17 protein-coding genes are annotated in these 15471 nt (G+C 53.5%); 13 read left to right on the plus strand and 4 right to left on the minus strand.

What is annotated here, in order from left to right:
- Positions 1 to 57: 57 nt before the first annotated feature.
- A complete protein-coding gene (locus tag MTC_RS07795; protein WP_014406147.1) occupies positions 58 to 1296 on the plus strand; it encodes a proteasome-activating nucleotidase in 1239 nt (412 codons plus the stop codon).
- Positions 1297 to 1298: 2 nt separating this feature from the next.
- On the opposite strand, the gene MTC_RS07800 is transcribed toward MTC_RS07795, so the two are convergent.
- Positions 1299 to 1664, minus strand: a complete 366-nt coding sequence (locus tag MTC_RS07800) for a DUF356 domain-containing protein (protein WP_014406148.1) — start codon at positions 1662 to 1664, stop codon at positions 1299 to 1301.
- Between the two features lie 83 nt (positions 1665 to 1747).
- Between MTC_RS07800 and MTC_RS07805 the strand changes: the two genes are divergently transcribed.
- From MTC_RS07805 to MTC_RS07820, 4 genes are all read left to right on the plus strand, one after another.
- Positions 1748 to 2341 (plus strand): L-threonylcarbamoyladenylate synthase, encoded by a 594-nt coding sequence (locus MTC_RS07805; RefSeq protein WP_048189598.1) that lies wholly within the window; start codon positions 1748 to 1750, stop codon positions 2339 to 2341.
- A gap of 57 nt (positions 2342 to 2398) precedes the next feature.
- Positions 2399 to 3289 (plus strand): type II methionyl aminopeptidase, encoded by an 891-nt coding sequence (map, locus tag MTC_RS07810; protein WP_014406150.1) that lies wholly within the window; start codon positions 2399 to 2401, stop codon positions 3287 to 3289.
- Positions 3290 to 3298: 9 nt separating this feature from the next.
- Positions 3299 to 4222 carry a DNA polymerase subunit beta gene (locus MTC_RS07815; RefSeq protein WP_014406151.1) on the plus strand — a complete coding sequence of 308 codons (924 nt, stop codon included), beginning with the start codon at positions 3299 to 3301 and terminating at the stop codon, positions 4220 to 4222.
- 98 nt (positions 4223 to 4320) lie between these two features.
- Positions 4321 to 4536 carry a hypothetical protein gene (locus MTC_RS07820; RefSeq protein WP_143767110.1) on the plus strand — a complete coding sequence of 72 codons (216 nt, stop codon included), beginning with the start codon at positions 4321 to 4323 and terminating at the stop codon, positions 4534 to 4536.
- Here the strand turns inward: MTC_RS07820 and MTC_RS07825 are convergent.
- Positions 4522 to 6078 carry a replication factor C large subunit gene (locus MTC_RS07825; protein WP_237705880.1) on the minus strand — a complete coding sequence of 519 codons (1557 nt, stop codon included), beginning with the start codon at positions 6076 to 6078 and terminating at the stop codon, positions 4522 to 4524. The genes MTC_RS07820 and MTC_RS07825 overlap by 15 nt on opposite strands.
- A gap of 138 nt (positions 6079 to 6216) precedes the next feature.
- On the opposite strand from MTC_RS07825, the gene MTC_RS07830 reads away from it, so the two are divergent.
- The 3 genes from MTC_RS07830 (at position 6217) to MTC_RS07840 (ending at position 8675) form a co-directional block, all read left to right on the plus strand.
- Complete coding sequence (locus MTC_RS07830; protein ID WP_014406154.1) at positions 6217 to 6657, plus strand: phosphate-starvation-inducible PsiE family protein; 441 nt, start codon at positions 6217 to 6219, stop codon at positions 6655 to 6657.
- Positions 6658 to 6666: 9 nt separating this feature from the next.
- The gene (truA, locus tag MTC_RS07835; protein ID WP_048189600.1) at positions 6667 to 7470 is read left to right on the plus strand and encodes a tRNA pseudouridine(38-40) synthase TruA; all 804 of its coding nucleotides are present in this window, start codon (positions 6667 to 6669) and stop codon (positions 7468 to 7470) included.
- A 101-nt stretch (positions 7471 to 7571) separates the two neighbouring features.
- Positions 7572 to 8675 carry a PAS domain-containing sensor histidine kinase gene (locus MTC_RS07840; RefSeq protein WP_014406156.1) on the plus strand — a complete coding sequence of 368 codons (1104 nt, stop codon included), beginning with the start codon at positions 7572 to 7574 and terminating at the stop codon, positions 8673 to 8675.
- Positions 8676 to 8684: 9 nt separating this feature from the next.
- Here MTC_RS07840 and MTC_RS07845 read toward each other — a convergent pair whose 3' ends face one another.
- Complete coding sequence (locus MTC_RS07845; RefSeq protein WP_014406157.1) at positions 8685 to 9485, minus strand: ABC transporter permease subunit; 801 nt, start codon at positions 9483 to 9485, stop codon at positions 8685 to 8687.
- A gap of 1 nt (position 9486) precedes the next feature.
- The gene (locus tag MTC_RS07850; RefSeq protein ID WP_014406158.1) at positions 9487 to 10374 is read right to left on the minus strand and encodes an ABC transporter ATP-binding protein; all 888 of its coding nucleotides are present in this window, start codon (positions 10372 to 10374) and stop codon (positions 9487 to 9489) included.
- Positions 10375 to 10568: 194 nt separating this feature from the next.
- Here MTC_RS07850 and MTC_RS07855 point away from each other — a divergent pair, with 194 nt between their 5' ends.
- Genes MTC_RS07855 through MTC_RS07875 form a run of 5 tightly spaced genes read left to right on the plus strand, consistent with a single transcriptional unit; the run spans position 10569 to position 15456 of the window.
- Complete coding sequence (locus MTC_RS07855) at positions 10569 to 11435, plus strand: carbohydrate kinase family protein (RefSeq protein WP_014406159.1); 867 nt, start codon at positions 10569 to 10571, stop codon at positions 11433 to 11435.
- A gap of 24 nt (positions 11436 to 11459) precedes the next feature.
- Positions 11460 to 12320, plus strand: a complete 861-nt coding sequence (locus MTC_RS07860; RefSeq protein WP_014406160.1) for a carboxypeptidase-like regulatory domain-containing protein — start codon at positions 11460 to 11462, stop codon at positions 12318 to 12320.
- A gap of 48 nt (positions 12321 to 12368) precedes the next feature.
- Positions 12369 to 13301 (plus strand): ABC transporter ATP-binding protein, encoded by a 933-nt coding sequence (locus tag MTC_RS07865; RefSeq protein ID WP_014406161.1) that lies wholly within the window; start codon positions 12369 to 12371, stop codon positions 13299 to 13301.
- A gap of 2 nt (positions 13302 to 13303) precedes the next feature.
- On the plus strand, positions 13304 to 14164 hold the full coding sequence (locus MTC_RS07870; protein ID WP_014406162.1) for an ABC transporter permease: 861 nt from the start codon (positions 13304 to 13306) through the stop codon (positions 14162 to 14164).
- Positions 14161 to 15456 (plus strand): MFS transporter, encoded by a 1296-nt coding sequence (locus MTC_RS07875; protein WP_014406163.1) that lies wholly within the window; start codon positions 14161 to 14163, stop codon positions 15454 to 15456. The genes MTC_RS07870 and MTC_RS07875 overlap by 4 nt, the downstream gene beginning before the upstream one ends.
- Positions 15457 to 15471: the final 15 nt, after the last annotated feature.

A 15471-nucleotide genomic window follows, 5' to 3' on the forward strand; every position in this document is an offset into this window, starting at 1 on the left:
GATAATACGTTAAGATAAGCATATATACCAGAAAAAATAACTTCTTAATTGATTCATATGGCAGACGGATCGGGCATAGATATCCATGAAGATGTGCCAATGAGCGATTTTTCCAAGTACCTACTCGATAGGGTACGGCAGCTCGAAGAGCGTAATGTACGTTTAAAGGAGGAGTACCGGAAGATCGAGCTTGAGAAGAAGTCCGTCGAGAATAAAAAGGTACAGTACGAGCGGGAGAACAGGAAGCTGACCGCTGAGCTTGACAGGCTTAAGACACCCCCTCTGCTCGTGGGGACGGTGATAGACATCCTGGCAAATAACAAGCTGGTCATCAAGTCTTCAAGCGGGCCCAAGTTCGTCGTTAACTCGTCCCAGTTCATCAATTCCAAGGATATTTACCCGGGCGCTAAGGTGGCGCTTAACCAGCAGTCTCTGGCCGTTATCGAGGTGCTCCCGCCGGTAAAGGACCCGATGGTCCTGGGCATGGAGGTCATCGAGGCCCCGGATATAGATTACGATAGCATAGGCGGCCTCGAGGAGCAGATAAAGGAGATAAAAGAGACGGTTGAGCTACCCTTATTGAAGCCTGAGCTTTTCGAAAGGGTCGGCATTCAGCCCCCGAAAGGCGTGCTGCTATACGGCCCCCCGGGCACGGGTAAAACGCTTCTCGCCAAGGCGGTGGCCCATAGCACAAAGGCCTCGTTCATACGCATCATCGGCTCGGAGCTCGTGCAGAAGTACATAGGCGAGGGCGCCCGCATGGTGCGGGAGCTGTTCGAGCTGGCGAAGGAGAAGTCCCCATCCATAATATTCATCGACGAGATAGACTCGATTGGCGCAAAGCGCCTGGATAGCATCACCTCGGGGGACCGCGAGGTTCAGCGCACGCTCGTGCAGCTACTGGCAGAGATGGACGGATTCGACCCGAGGGGCAACGTGCGAATCCTCGCCGCAACGAACCGGCCGGACATCCTGGACCCAGCCCTATTGAGGCCTGGCCGCTTTGACCGCATCATCAAGGTGCCCATGCCCAACGCGGAGGCCAGGACCGAGATATTGAAGATTCATACCCGTAAGATGAACCTGTCGCCAGATGTCGACCTCAAGAGGATCGGCCAGATGACCGACGACACGAGCGGCGCCGACCTGTCCGCCATAGTGATGGAGGCGGGCATGTTCGCAATCCGCGCCGGCCGCGACATCGTGACCAACGAGGACTTCACAAAAGCCATGCAAAAGGTTCTCGGCGAGCGTAATAAGAACCTCACCGAGATGAACATGACCGTGTTTGCCTGAGGTCACGCCTTGCGCTGTATGACCGGCGCCATGTAGTCCTTAAGCTCTGGAAGCTTCTTGATGCACTCGCTTATCTTCGGATAGATGTCGTGCCTGGAGCTTACGATGATGACGTGTGCGGGGGGATGTATCCTCCCGAGCACGTCGATAGCGACCCCCGCGTCATCGTTGAGGGCTACCAGCGCTGCTGCCTTGCATTGTTTCTTGAGAGGCACCTTCATGACCTCTACAAGTATCCTGTCAGCGTCGGCCGGAGCCAGCTGTTTTGGATTCGCGGCGAACGTCAACCCCCCATGTCTCTGCAGGTCGGAGATAGCTGTGTTTAACTTTACCGGGTCGTCAGCCCTGATGACAGCAAAAGATTCCATTTTTACCCCTTACTCATAAGAGTAAGACATTGTTTAGTAATCTTCCATAATAAATATATCTATTATGGAACAAATTTATGGCCATGCTTACGGGCAGTGATGTTGAGCTAGCCGCCGGAATAGTGAGGCGGGGCGGGGTTATCGCTTACCCTACCGAGACCGTTTATGGCGTGGGAGGGCTTGCAACGGATGTGGACGCCATCCGGCGGGTATACCAGCTTAAAGGTCGCCCGCTTTCCCAGCCGCTGTCCATCGCGGTGTCCAGCATGGAGATGCTTGAAAGCGTGGCCAACGTTGAGTGTAGGGATTTTATCCTGAGGTTTTTGCCAGGGCCGGTGACTGTCATCCTGAAAAAGAAAAAAGTGTTGCCTGATATCCTGACCGCCGGCTCTAAATATGTCGGCATTCGCTATCCCGACCACCCCATGGCCTTATCGTTGATAAGCAAGACAGGCCCGATCGTCTCCACGAGCGCAAACCTCCACGGGGAGAAGGACCCTGTGGCGGCCGATGAGGTGAAGCTGCCGGTTGATTATGTGCTTGATGGCGGCAGGTGTAAGTATGGCGCCCCCTCTACGATTGTGGACCTTCACGAGTACGCTATCGTCCGTAAGGGCGTCATGTATGATGAGGTGAGGCGCTACATGTTTGGCTGCGGGTATGCCACGGAAGAATAGCTGGCTGGTCGTCGTCCAAAGTAATTTATATAAGTGCAGAAATAGGTTATTCCCGTCATGCGTTCAACCCTGGAGTCTGATGAAGTGCTTTTTTATGAGCGGGCAGGGCACATCATAAAAAAGGCCCGGGCCGCCATAAAGCCATCGATAAAGGAGGGCGTAAGGCTACTCGACGTGGCCGAACGCGTCGAGCGATTCATCCTGGACGAGGGGGCAAAACTGCCTTTCCCCTGTACCATCGCCATTAACCATGTGGCATCACACTATACGCCCTCGAGGGACGATGAGCGGGCATTCAGGAAGGGAGAGCTGGTCAAGCTAGACTTCGGGGCGTGCGTGGAGGGGTATGTGGCGGATTCCGCCTTTACCGTTGAGGTAGAGGCCAGCGAGAATGCCGGGCTCATCGAGGCGGCTGAAATGGCACTTTCAGCGGGCATAGCGTGCATACGGCCAGGGGTGAGGGTCAGCGAGGTGGGGCGTGCGATGGAAATGGCGGCGTCCTCGAAGGGATTCAGGACGCTCAAGGACTTGCTGGGCCATAGCCTTGGCCGATATCGCCTGCATGGCGGGCTAACGATACCCGCATATGATGACGGCAGCGACATGAAGATAAGGGAGGGCGACGTCCTTGCCATCGAGCCATTCCTGACTGAGGGCAGCGGTGCCGTGGTGAGGCAGGACGGAGGTAATATATACCAATTGATAAGAAATGGCGAGATATACGTGCATGGGCACGAGGAGAGAGAGCTGCTGGCGTATATCTGGAAGCGCTTTGGCAGCTTTCCCTTCGCGGAGCGATGGTTGCCACGGCCTGATAGGTTGCAGGAATTGGTCAGGGCCGCCTGTGTCAAGAGCATCCCCATCATGGTGGAGGCGGATGGCGCGCCCGTCGCACAGGCCGAGAGGACCGTAATAGTGGAGCGGGATGGGTGCAGGATTATAACGTAAGGTGAATAAATGAGGGTAAGGCTGCGAGACTTTATCGAGACCAGGGAGCACTGGATTTTTTCGGTAGTCGACTACTATTGTGGCGATGGCGTAAGATGCCTGCTGCGCTATATTCCGTCTCCTGATGGCGAGCGGGTGAGGAATGGCATCCGGTTTAAAAAAATGGGCTTTGATGAGGCCTACGCTTTCATCAAAAAGGAGAGGCCGGAGTACATTGATAGGGTGATGGTCGTGCCCTTCGAGGACGTCGTCAAGCACTATCAGCCTCACGAGGGCCTGGTAGATGCGATGAACTTTGACTCTCGTGTCAGGAAGATGGTGGACGCGCTGGAGGGCGTCGATTTCGGGCAGATGGGCATCACCGGCTCAAAGCTCGTGGGGCTTGGCGCCGAATCCTCCGACGTCGACTTCGTCGTGTATGGCAAGGAGTGGCATAAGGCCAGGAACGCCCTGCAGCGGGCCATCGCATTGGGAAAGGTAGACGCCATCGACGATGCCGGGTGGGAGAAGATCTATAAAAAGAGGAAGCCAGAGCTAAGCTTTGAGGAATTTTATTTACATGAGAAGCGTAAAGGTAACCGCTGTCTCATCGATGGCGTCCTGGCCGACCTTTTGTTTGTCCGTTCCTGGGATCAGATAGGGCCTCGCATCCTAATCGGCGATGATATGGGCGTGCGGACTATCACCGCTAAGGTGACCGATGCTGAGTTTGCCTTCGATAGCCCGGCCATCTATAAAGTAGAGCACCCCGAGGTCTCGGCCGTCCTCTCGTTCACCCATACTTATGCGGGCCAGGCGCTCGCCGGCGAGACCATAGAGGCCAGGGGCCGGCTGGAAGCGCACCCCGGCGGTAAAGTCCTTGTCGTCGGCACGTCAAGGGAGCCAAAGGGGGAGTGGATAAAGTCACTCACTCTACTGGAAAGCTCACAATGATCAGAGAGAAAACGGATGGTTTGCATCACATCATCTTAACAAACCACCTCAAAATTGCAATCGCAACATATTTAAAGGAGCATAATGTATCAGCCACCGTGGACAACCTGGCTCAAAGGCGCATAATCGCCACGATAGGCTTAGTCATCGCATTCCTGGGCCTCTCCTCATTCCTATGGGGCATGCTCAAAAACGAGCCAATATTCCAGATGATAGGGTTCTTCTCAATCATCATTGCATACGTGCTCATGGTAACCGTCAAGAAGCTACGCGAAAAGGCGCAAGCCGAGAAAGATAGCTCAAAAGTCAAATAGGGTACGCTGCTTTTTCGGCTCACCGTCAGGAGCTTCATTCTTAGGCTCATCAACAGCAGGCCCTGATATTGAGCTTTCCACCTCGCAGGAATCATCGCCACCATCCCTGGATAATTTATCCTTCTTCTTTGGCTTACCTGCCTCTGCCACGGAGTTCTTTGGCTTACCTGCCTCTGCCACGGAGTTCTTTGGCTTACCTGCCTCTGCCACGGAGCCGAAGCGCGCGAACACGTCTATCTCATGCTCGACCTCTTTCTCGATGAGCTCCCGCGACTCGTCATATATTTTTTCCACTTCTTTAGAGGACCTCTCGCCTCCCATCAGGAGGGCGATCTCCTCCTCTTCTAGCCTTAGCCTTGCAGCGAGGCATATCGCGGCATCCTCATCATTAAACAGGGCATGAAGCAGCGGAAAGTACACCGCCCTCGCCTCTCTTTTGGAAGTATGGCAATACTTACCGATCTTCGAGGCAAGGGAGTCCCTGACAGCCCTGGCCGTCCTGGCCCTGCCAAGCTTTTGCCAGTACGTAGGAGCACTATATCCCGGATAGCCACCATAGCGGTGCCGCCTGGCACGATTCACGCCCGCCACCATCATGAAAGACGCATAGCGCCACATGCCATAGGCCTGCCGACGCATCACGCGGCCTAAGAAAAGGTCCGCCCTAGAAAGAGCTTCAAAGCCCCTCTCCAAATCATCATCCCTGTAAGCGCGGGGCAAATTCTCATCCACCCATCCCACAAGGTCCTCCGGGCTTTCATCTAAATCCTGTACCGCGCGCAAAGCCTTTTTCGGGTCATCGCCCCTGAAAATTAGGCCAATAACCTTAAATATCGACTCCGGGACATCGCGCTCTCCCGTGGTCACGTCGGCCAGCGTAACCTCGTCACGCCCGATAGCGGCGGCCTGAAGGTCGTTAATCGCGGAGCGAAGGTCATGGGTCCGCTCCGCTATCTTCATGAGCGCCTCCGGCTCGCACCTGATACGCTCCTCGGTGCATATCCGCTTAAGCACCTTAACGATAGAAGAGCTCAATATAGGCCTGAACTGTATGGGCTCTGCGATGTCACGCAACTGCTTCGAAAGGGCGTAGTAGTCGTTAGCTATCAAAACAATGGGCTGGCCAGAGCTCTTTATGACGCTTATCATGGCCGACTCCCCGCCCCTATCATAGGTGCCATGCAGGTTGTCCGCCTCATCCAGTATGAGCAGCCTCCTCTCCCTGGCTCCCCCGAAAGTGCCCGTCCTCGACGCGGAGCCGGCCACCTTGTTTATCGCGTCCTTCGTCCGCTGGTCTGAGGCGTTCATCTCTATGTAGTCCCACCCCATGTCGTGCGCGAGCGCCAGCGCTGCCGACGTCTTGCCAACCCCCGGCCCCCCGTAAAGTATTACTGCCCTCTTACCGCTATCAAAATTCTCCGCCCACTTTTTTAGCGCCTTGACAGCCGCCTCATTTCCTACGATATCGTTAAGCGATACAGGCCTATACTTCTCCGCCCAATCCTCGTGGTTTTGCGCCATGCCCTCTTCCGCTTCGCTCATCCTTCTTACATATCCCTCGCACAAATTAATCCTTTGCATCTTCATAGCGCCTTCTTAAGCTTAGAGCCTTAATAAAAAAACAAAACGTTTATATATTTATGGCTTTTTTTACTCTACAGGCATTGAGGCGGTTAAGAAATGGGCGGCGATCCAAAAGTTTCAGCCAAGAACGAGGGCGTTATTGGCCTTCTCGATAAGCTTGAAATGGCAATATACCTGCTTGTAGCCCTGTTTTTAGGCATAATGGCACTCATGACCTTCTTCATAGTGGCCATGGACCTGACGGAGTTCATAATGGGGCCGGCCGACCTGAGCATTATCGACATTGCCCTGAACAGCCTCCTGGTCACGCTCATCATTGCCGCGCTAATACAAACGGTTATCGTTTACATTAAGGTTCATACGCTCGATTTAAGGCTGATACTTGGAGTGGGCCTGACCGCTATGATACGAAGGGTGCTCGTGTTCGGCGTAGAGAAGACCATTACATGGGAACAGATGGCAGTGACGGCCCTCCTGATATTCGTCATAATACTTGGCGTATACCTTATAGACGAGAAAAAGCCGCCGGAATCCTGAGTGATGGCAATGAAGCCCGCCCTTAAGCTCGCCTATATAGGGACGGATTTTTCAGGCTCCCAGGCACAGCCGGGAAAGAGGACTGTGGAGGGAGAGCTCAAGAAGGGCCTTATCGAGAAGGGCATCATTGATGAGAGGACGAGGGTTTCCTTTTCAGGTAGGACTGACGCAGGGGTGCACGCCCTTGGCCAGGTCGTCTCGTTTAAAGCGCTCGATGAGAGGCTCGTCGAGCCACGTATCATAAACTCTGTTATGCCGAAAGACCTCTGGGTCTATGCCAGCGCGTCGGTGCCAGATGATTTCGACCCCCGCAGGGACGCCACAAGCCGCACCTACAGGTATGTTTTGTACGCCCCTGATGTGGTCGAGCGACGTATCGTGGAATGCTCGAAGCTCTTTATAGGGACTCATGACTTCACGAACTTTTCCAGCGTGGAGCCTGGCAAGAACCCTGTGAGAACCATAAAAAACATAAGCGTGACAAAACGTGGAGACCTCTATATAATAGACGTTGAGGCCGACTCGTTTTTATGGAATATGGTGAGGAAGATGGTGACCGGGCTGAGACTGGTGGGATCGAATAAGCGGCCTGCACGGTGGATAGAGCAAATGCTGAGGCCGGACGAGTACAGGGAAGGCATACCGCCCGCGCTCGCCGCCGGGCTTTACCTCGTGAAAGTAGACTATCCGGCCATATCCTTTATAGAGGAGGCTTATTCTAAAGGCCGGGCATACCAGCGCATGATGCATGCCTTCGAGTGGCAATATACCATGGCGGCGGTCTACAGGGAATTCCAGGACGCCATGAGGTAAAGCCTGGCATGGCAAGCCCTTATTGTGCGCTCCTTCTGCGTAAAAATTTTTATATTATACACTATTCTATACTAATATAAGAATATTCGTTCAGGAGGGGCATGCCAGGAGAATACGATGTTCAAGAGGGCATCATTAAGGGAAAGAAAGAGGATGACTTCTGGAAAAGGGTATTCGATTCCATCCATGATGGCATCAGCATCATCGACAGGGACTACAACATCATTTGTGTAAACTCTACGATGGAGCGCTGGCACTCTGACATGCTCCCCCTGGCCGGCAAGAAGTGCTACTACGCATACCATGGCCGGCATATGCCTTGCGAGCACTGCCCGGGCCAGATAACGATGAAAGAAAGGAAGACTAATGTGAGTATCATCCCCAGCGAAAGCCCTATGGTTGGGTGGCGGGAGGTCAACTCGTTCCCGCTCATCGATGACTCAGGGGAGGTACAGGGGATTATTTATTATATACGCGATATCACAGAGCGTAAGCGGGCAGAGGAGGCCTTACAGGAGACAAAGGCCCAGGCGGAGCTTTACGTTGACCTCATGGGCCACGATATCAATAATTTGAACCAGGTGGGCATGGGTTTCCTCGAGCTTGCGCTGGACACTCTTGACCTGGATGAGCAGGGGCGGTCAATCCTCTCCAGCTCCTTGAGGGCCCTGGAGAGCAGCACCAGGCTGATCGATAACGTTAAAAAGCTTCAAAAAGTAAAGTCGGGAAAATTGCAAAGGTACGTGGTAGACCTCGGCAAAACTCTCGAACTCGTAAAAGAAAATTATTCTCACATGCCAGGTAGTAATGTTACCATTAATTATTCGCCAGTCAGCAATTGTTACGTGATGGCAAACGAGCTATTGTATGACGTGTTCGCCAACATCGTGAGCAACGCGATAAAATATGCCGTCCAGGATCCCGTCATAGATATCACCATAAAGAAAGCTTACGATGGGGATAATTTTTATTATAAAGTGGCCGTAGAGGACAACGGCCCGGGGATCCCTGATGAGCTGAAGGCCCGGCTGTTTAAGAGGCAACTCGGCGGCGACAAAATGGCAAAGGGCAGCGGCATCGGCCTATACCTGGTCAAGACGCTCGTCAACAGCTACCATGGCAGGGTATGGGCCGAAGATAGGGTCTATGGCGACAGGAGCAAGGGCAGCCGTTTTGTCGTCATGCTGCCCGCCACCCACGCTTAAATCTATGACTTATGTTACATTTATATCCCTTTGCCTGAAGGCGATTGCTGCCAATATGAGGAACACGGCGGTTATCGCTAATAATACGGCCATGTTGTTCCAGTTGACCGTATGCGAGACCGCTATCGTGTTCAGCTTCAAGTAGTGGAACAAAGACAGCCTCCTGGCCCAGTCAATGCCCGTCACAACCGCCCCTATGTTCTCCACGAGGTACATCGCCAGAAGTATGCCTATAGATGTGAGCGCTGACCTCTTGCCATCGCTCATCAGGGCAGATATGAATAGAGAAGCTGCACCGACTGCAAGAGTGAACGCGCCAAGGAACAGCATGGCGAGGGCGTACCACTCGATTTGAACGCCTTCATCGATGTACCTCGCGCCAGCGTATATCCCGGCCAGCATGGATAGCATGATAATGGCCACGATGGGCATTAGCGCCATAAACCTGGATACGATGACGCCCACCCTGCTAACCGGAAGCGACAGCAAGAGGTCGCTGGTCTTCTGCTCTATCTCCCCTGCCACAAACGACGCGGTCATGAATGCTACGTATGCCCCTATCACGAGCCCCATGTAGCTGAACACCTCGACCCCCATGAAACCGCTAAACGTGGTGAGTGCGAACATCTCGTCGCCCAGGAACGCCTTAAACGTGGGGTTCTGTAGCATCTGGGCGTAGACGTCACCCATATCGCTCAGCTGAGGGTAAAACGTCGCAATCCAAAAGATGTAGAGGAACAGGAGCACGGATACGATGAGCGCCCCCATGAACCTGTCCTTGAGCGCCTGCTTGAATAATTCTAATGCCATGTCACTTCTCCTCCTCGTAGTAGTGCATGAATACGTCTTCCAGGGTCATCTGGTGTATGTTGATGTCGGCCAGCTTATGGGCCGATATCTCTTTTAGTATCTCCTCCAGGTTGCCCGTGACTGTCATCCGGTATGTCCCGTTCTGGCTGGTTACATTGGTAATGCCCGGCAGGTAAAATATCTCTTTTTTAAGCGGCTCCGCGAACTTCACCTCTAATATTTTGCCGGATTTTTTCCGGAGCTCATCGACCTTCTCTTCCGCAACGATGCAGCCATCCTTGATGATGGCCACCCGGTTACAGGCCTTCTCGACTTCGGAGAGGATGTGCGAAGACATGAATATCGTCGTCCCTCCATCCGCCTTCTCGCGCAACATATCCATGAAGCTCTGCTGCACGAGCGGGTCCAGGCCATTCGTCGGCTCGTCCATTATTATCAGGTCAGGATTGTTCATGAAGGCCTGGATGATGGCGACCTTCTGGCGCATTCCCCTCGAATACTCCTTCATCCTGCGGTCCAGCTTGATGTCCATCCTTCTAGCGTATTCTCTGGCAGCGGCAGGGTCGAATCCGCCTCGCACCTTTCCAAAGTATTCGAGGAATTTCCAGCCCGTCATGTTGCCATACAGCCCGAAGTCGCCCGGTATATAGCCGATACGCTTGCGTATGGCGACGGAGTCCTTGTGGCAGTCCATGCCGAATACCATGGCGCTTCCACTGGTCGGCCTTATGAAATCCATGATGGTCCTTATGGTCGTGGACTTTCCAGCCCCGTTGGGGCCGAGGAAACCGAATATGTCTCCCTTGTTTACGGTAATGCTAACGTCTTTTATCCCACGGTTTTTTCCGTAGAACTTGGTCAGGTTCTTAGTCTGTATTATCTCGCCCATGGCTATGCCTCCATGGCTTATCGTCCGCCTACGTGCCTTTCTCGGCGGGCCGCCGTCGTGTACGGCAATACCAAGGGTGGTAGTATTGCTGTATATAAGGGTTTGCCGCTCACCTGTTTTTCATATATAAAAAATTTTCGTCTCACCCCCGTAGAGAGATATATTAATGTGGCTTCTGGCAGTATTAATTTTCAATGTACGATGTTTTTTGCTATGGTGCCATATCGCTCGATATATCTGGCAGGCTGGAGAGGCCGGTACACGAGTACGAACAGGCGACGGCGATAGACTATCACATGTCTCCAGGGGGCGATGCGGCTCTCGTGGCCATGATGCTGTCAAGCCTGGGGCTCGAGGTCACGCTGGCCGGAAGCCCGGTAGGGGAAGACCCGATAGGCGAGCAGGTCGTTAAATCGCTTGAAAAAGAGGGCGTCAAGGTCGTAGTCCCCAGGATTGGAAAGACTGCGATCACGGCCATAGTCCTGGACAGGGACAAGCGTTCGGCCATCACTTTCCACGATGTCACGCCAGAGGAGAAGATACCGATACCTGACGACGCCCTCAGGGCGTCCAGGTATGCGTACGTGGACGGCTGCTTCGGCAGGAACAGCGCCATCATAGCGAAGGTTGCAAGGGCAAACGGAATCGAGGCACAGCTTAACCTGGACCTGCCGTCGATACAAAATATAGGGCTGTTTAGCACGACAATCGCCAGCGAAACCGTCTCCAGGCATATATCGGCTGACCCCGAAGAAGCCGCCAGGAAGATGTTCTCGATGAATAAGGGGACGGCAATCGTGACGCTCGGCGAAAACGGGTGCGTCTGCTATAGCGGCAAGGCTATACGGGTACCGGCTTTTAAAGTCGAAGAGGTGGACACCACAGGGGCTGGCGCCGCCTTTGCCGCAGGGTTCATATATGCAGGGCTCATGGGAGAGCCGCTAGAAGCCCGCCTTGAGTTCGCCTCCGCCGCGGGGGCAATAAAGGCAATGGCGAGAGGAAGCTACGTTAAGCTAAGCGAAAAAGGCATCGCGGACTTTATCCATAGCCATATAAAATAAAATTTTTATATCTAAGCCTCTAATATGGTAAAGATATATATGAAAAGCGTGAGACCTAAATTCGTTATCACCGCTATGGCCATACTATCATTGGCATGCCTGGCATCGCACATGGCGGCTGCCATGACAGGCGGTAGCATCTTCGGCAAGGTATATTTCAGCCCGGGCGACCAGAACGTGCCCGCTGACACCGTCGTCTCCCTCGTAAACGGGTCGAACAAAGCAGAGTTCATACCAGGATACAACGTGACCCCTGACAAGAGCGGGTTTTTCCAGTTTACGAACATTCCGAACGGCTTCTACAGGGTGTATGCACGGGCCCCCTACTATAGCGAAGGGTACTCTGCGGGCATAAACGTGACCTCTAATGACACTTATACCGCGGGCGTCGTCCTCACGGCTATGCCTTATTATGCCAACATAACGCCCAGCACGCAGCACGTCCCATACGGCGGAAAGGCGGACATAACCGTGCAGGTGAGCGATTATTGGGGAAGGCCGGTGGACGCCGGATGGCGAATACTATTGCGCTCCACCATCGGGATAATGGACCCTGATAGCGCCCTTACGGATAAGGATGGCAGGGTATACTCGAAGATAGCGTGGGTAGACAGTATGACGCCCGCTGAGATCACCGTTTTTGCGGTGGCGATGAACGGCTCGTCATACGCCTTGCTTGAAAACGTTGCCACTCCCACGCCTGGCGCAAGCCCGACGATAACGCCTGAGGCGTCCCCGACGATAAGCCCTACAGCCACTCCAACAGCTACGGCCACTGCTATACCGGGGGCAAGCGTAACCCCAAAGCCTACGCCGGGCCCTGGCCTCATGATAGCAATAGCCGCCATATGCGTGGCGCTGGCAATAAGATACATAAGGCACTAATTTATATAGTCTGACCGCTTCATTAAAAGGCATTACCGGGATGATCGGATGAACGCGATAGAGACACATGGATTGACCAGGGATTACGGAAAAGTCGTGGCGGTCAAGGACTTAAGCCTTAGCGTGAAGCCTGGCACTGTCTATGGCTTCCTCGGGCCCAATGGGGCCGGTAAGTCCACGACAATTCACATGCTCATGGGATTCATCAAGCCTACCAGCGGTAGCGCCAGCGTCATGGGCTATGACATAAAGACGCAACACTACGAGATAAGGAAAATAACCGGGTATTTGCCAGAAAGGCCTGCATTCTACGATGACATGTCCGGCAGAGGCAACCTCGAATACTTTGGCAAGCTGATAGGAATCGAGGACGTGGAGGAGAGGGCTTTAGAGCTTTTAAAGCTCGTAGGCCTGGAGGGCCGCGGCGAAGACAGGGTAAAGGCATACTCGCATGGCATGAGGCAGCGGCTCGGCATCGCCATAGCCCTGCTCGGCAACCCAAAGCTGCTCATACTAGACGAGCCCACGACGGGCCTGGACCCGCAAGGCTCGCATGACATTAGAGAGCTTATCAAAAAGCTGAAAGGCGAAAACGTGACCATTTTCTTATCGTCCCACATCCTCCACGAAGTGCAGGAGGTCAGCGACGTCGTGGGCATTATCAAGGATGGCAGGCTCATAGTGGAACAGTCGATATCGGAATTCCTGAGGAGCATGGAGGGTGGCAAGTCCATAGTCCAGGTAACGGCTTCCAATTTCGATGACTCTCATGTTGAGCTGCTAAAAAAGATAAAGGGCGTCTGCGGCGTGAGCAGGAATGATGGGCGTGTCGAGGTAGTGGTCGACGACCCTGCCCTGGCCGAGGATATCAATATAGCCCTGGTAAACGCGGGCTGCAGGGTCCGCGGCCTGACTGAGGTCATGCCCACCCTTGAGGACGCCTTCCTGAAGGTTACCGCCGATAGCAAAGAGGAGGCCTGAGCATGGATACGCAAAAAGAGCTTAACAGCATCCTTACCATAGCGTCCAGGGAGTTCAAGGATTATATCAAGTCAAGGAGGCTCATCCTTGTAGGCGTTTTATACGCGGTGATGGCGCTCGCAATAATAGGCATAACGCTGATGTCCTATAATTACAGCAAAAGCATGGGCATGGCAGGGGATTTCAAGCCCGTACAGGTGCTCGGGATGATGGACATCCTCAACATTATACTGGTCCTGCTGGCGATCATCCTCACCGCCGATACGATATCCGCCGAGAAGAAGGATAGAACGATATATCAGCTTTTATCGAAGCCGGTGGAGCGGAGCACCGTTGTCATGGGAAAGTTCCTGGGCTGCCTGGGGGTAATAATTTTCTTCTTCGTATCCAGCTCGATAATAGCATATGCCATTACAGTGGTGTTTACCGGCATTTACCCATCGCCGGGCGACTTGATGGGCGCCCTGGAAGTCATCGCTTTCATGGCTATCCTGTTCGCCGTATACGTCGCGCTTGGCATCCTGATATCCACGGTTACGAAGAATCCCCTCATATCCATCCTGGCGGGGATAATCGTCTGGATCGCGCTGTTTTTCTCGAACACGATAGGCAACATGATCGGCTCACTCTCCCTGATGGATGAGGGGATGATAGTGTTCGGGGACCCGTTCTCCAGGTACCCGCTCTTTGCCAAAGCCATGGTGTGGATAGACCCTATAAGCCATGACATCGTGAGCCCGCTGCTAAGTGGAGGCGTGGATAAGGTTGGAATGCCTCTATGGGCGAACACGGTGTTCCTGCTGGCGTACACGGGCATAATTTTGTTCGCTGCCATCGAGCTGTTCAACAGGCAAGACGTATGATGAGGTGCGGCCATCCGCACCCACTTTTTAATATGAATAACGGCTACATCTCCATGGCCAGGCGTTTCAGCCATAATGCCAGGGCATATGTGGCATACTATTTTTTGCTCTCGATACACCTGGGCATTTACGGGGTCATATTTAACCTGTATATTTTGAGGCTCGGCTTCAGGGAAGACCTTTTAGGGCTGATGCTATCCATCGTTTTCATCTCGACTGGGCTTGCCGCCCTGCCGGCAGCGACGCTATGCGACCGCCTCGGGAGGAAAAATACGCTACTTATCTCCATCCTTATAACTTCATCCGCCCTTTTCCTGCTTTACACGATAGTCTCGCCTGAATGGCTTTTAGCGTTGAGCGCGCTATACGGAGTGGGCACGGCGCTCTACACCGTGGCGGGCTCGCCCTTTTTAATGGAGAACTCCTCTCCTGACGAGCGCATGCACCTCTTTTCTATCAACTCTGCCCTTTCACAGGTCGCCTATATAATCGGCTGCATGGCGGGTGGCCTGATGCCGGGCATGCTCGCACGGATGGGCTTTGACGCGGCAAGCCCTGCGATATACAGGTACACTCTGTTCCTTTCCCTTGCACTCATTGTGCTTTCAGCCATCCCCGTATTAAAGATGAAAGAAAACCGCTGCGAAGCCAACCAGACCGGGCGCCTCTCTGTCATAGGCTCTGCAATAAAATCCGCAAACGTGCAAAAGCTCGTCATCATAAACGGCCTGGTCGGCGTTGGCGCCGGCATGATCGTGCCATTCTTCAACGTATACTTCCATAGCCTGCTCTCCGCCACGACGGATCAGATAGGCCTTATATTCTCTACGGGTGAGATGGCCATGGTCATCGGCCTCATGGCCATACCATTGGCCGTGGAGCGGCTCGGAAAGATAAGGACTATAGCGTTTACCGAGCTTGCCTCTATCCCTTTCCTCGTCGTGCTGGCCTTCACCACGAACATATACGTTGCCGCATTTGCGTACATCATGAGGATGACTCTCATGAACATGGCCAACCCGGCCATCAACAGCTTCAACATGGAGCTCGTCTCGGGTGAGCAGCGGGCGACGGTGAGCAGCCTTACCTCGATGTCGTGGTATCTTTGCCAGTCGCTCAGCGCCTACGTTAGCGGCATCATGATGGCAAGGTCTAACTATGTCTTGCCCTTTATGGTGACCTGTGTGGCCTATCTTTGCTCTGCGTCCCTCTACTACGTTTTCTTCTATAATGCGGAAAAGCGGGCGCCCACGAGGCCGATGGCCGGCGTAGCGACGCCAGCAAAAAGATGAAATTTTTTAACTTAA

Origin of the sequence: Methanocella conradii HZ254 (assembly GCF_000251105.1) — an archaeon.
GTDB lineage: Archaea > Halobacteriota > Methanocellia > Methanocellales > Methanocellaceae > Methanocella > Methanocella conradii.

Coding starts and splice junctions, on each gene's coding strand:
- MTC_RS07840 (WP_014406156.1), top strand. CDS start 7,572: ATGCCAGGAGAATACGATGTTCAAGAGGGCATCATTAAGGGAAAGAAA.
- MTC_RS07800 (WP_014406148.1), bottom strand. CDS start 1,664: ATGGAATCTTTTGCTGTCATCAGGGCTGACGACCCGGTAAAGTTAAAC.
- MTC_RS07860 (WP_014406160.1), top strand. CDS start 11,460: ATGGTAAAGATATATATGAAAAGCGTGAGACCTAAATTCGTTATCACC.
- MTC_RS07850 (WP_014406158.1), bottom strand. CDS start 10,374: ATGGGCGAGATAATACAGACTAAGAACCTGACCAAGTTCTACGGAAAA.
- map (WP_014406150.1), top strand. CDS start 2,399: ATGCGTTCAACCCTGGAGTCTGATGAAGTGCTTTTTTATGAGCGGGCA.
- MTC_RS07805 (WP_048189598.1), top strand. CDS start 1,748: ATGCTTACGGGCAGTGATGTTGAGCTAGCCGCCGGAATAGTGAGGCGG.
- MTC_RS07795 (WP_014406147.1), top strand. CDS start 58: ATGGCAGACGGATCGGGCATAGATATCCATGAAGATGTGCCAATGAGC.
- MTC_RS07815 (WP_014406151.1), top strand. CDS start 3,299: ATGAGGGTAAGGCTGCGAGACTTTATCGAGACCAGGGAGCACTGGATT.
- MTC_RS07845 (WP_014406157.1), bottom strand. CDS start 9,485: ATGGCATTAGAATTATTCAAGCAGGCGCTCAAGGACAGGTTCATGGGG.
- MTC_RS07870 (WP_014406162.1), top strand. CDS start 13,304: ATGGATACGCAAAAAGAGCTTAACAGCATCCTTACCATAGCGTCCAGG.
- MTC_RS07830 (WP_014406154.1), top strand. CDS start 6,217: ATGGGCGGCGATCCAAAAGTTTCAGCCAAGAACGAGGGCGTTATTGGC.
- MTC_RS07825 (WP_237705880.1), bottom strand. CDS start 6,078: ATGAGCGAAGCGGAAGAGGGCATGGCGCAAAACCACGAGGATTGGGCG.
- MTC_RS07865 (WP_014406161.1), top strand. CDS start 12,369: ATGAACGCGATAGAGACACATGGATTGACCAGGGATTACGGAAAAGTC.
- MTC_RS07855 (WP_014406159.1), top strand. CDS start 10,569: ATGTACGATGTTTTTTGCTATGGTGCCATATCGCTCGATATATCTGGC.
- MTC_RS07875 (WP_014406163.1), top strand. CDS start 14,161: ATGATGAGGTGCGGCCATCCGCACCCACTTTTTAATATGAATAACGGC.
- truA (WP_048189600.1), top strand. CDS start 6,667: ATGAAGCCCGCCCTTAAGCTCGCCTATATAGGGACGGATTTTTCAGGC.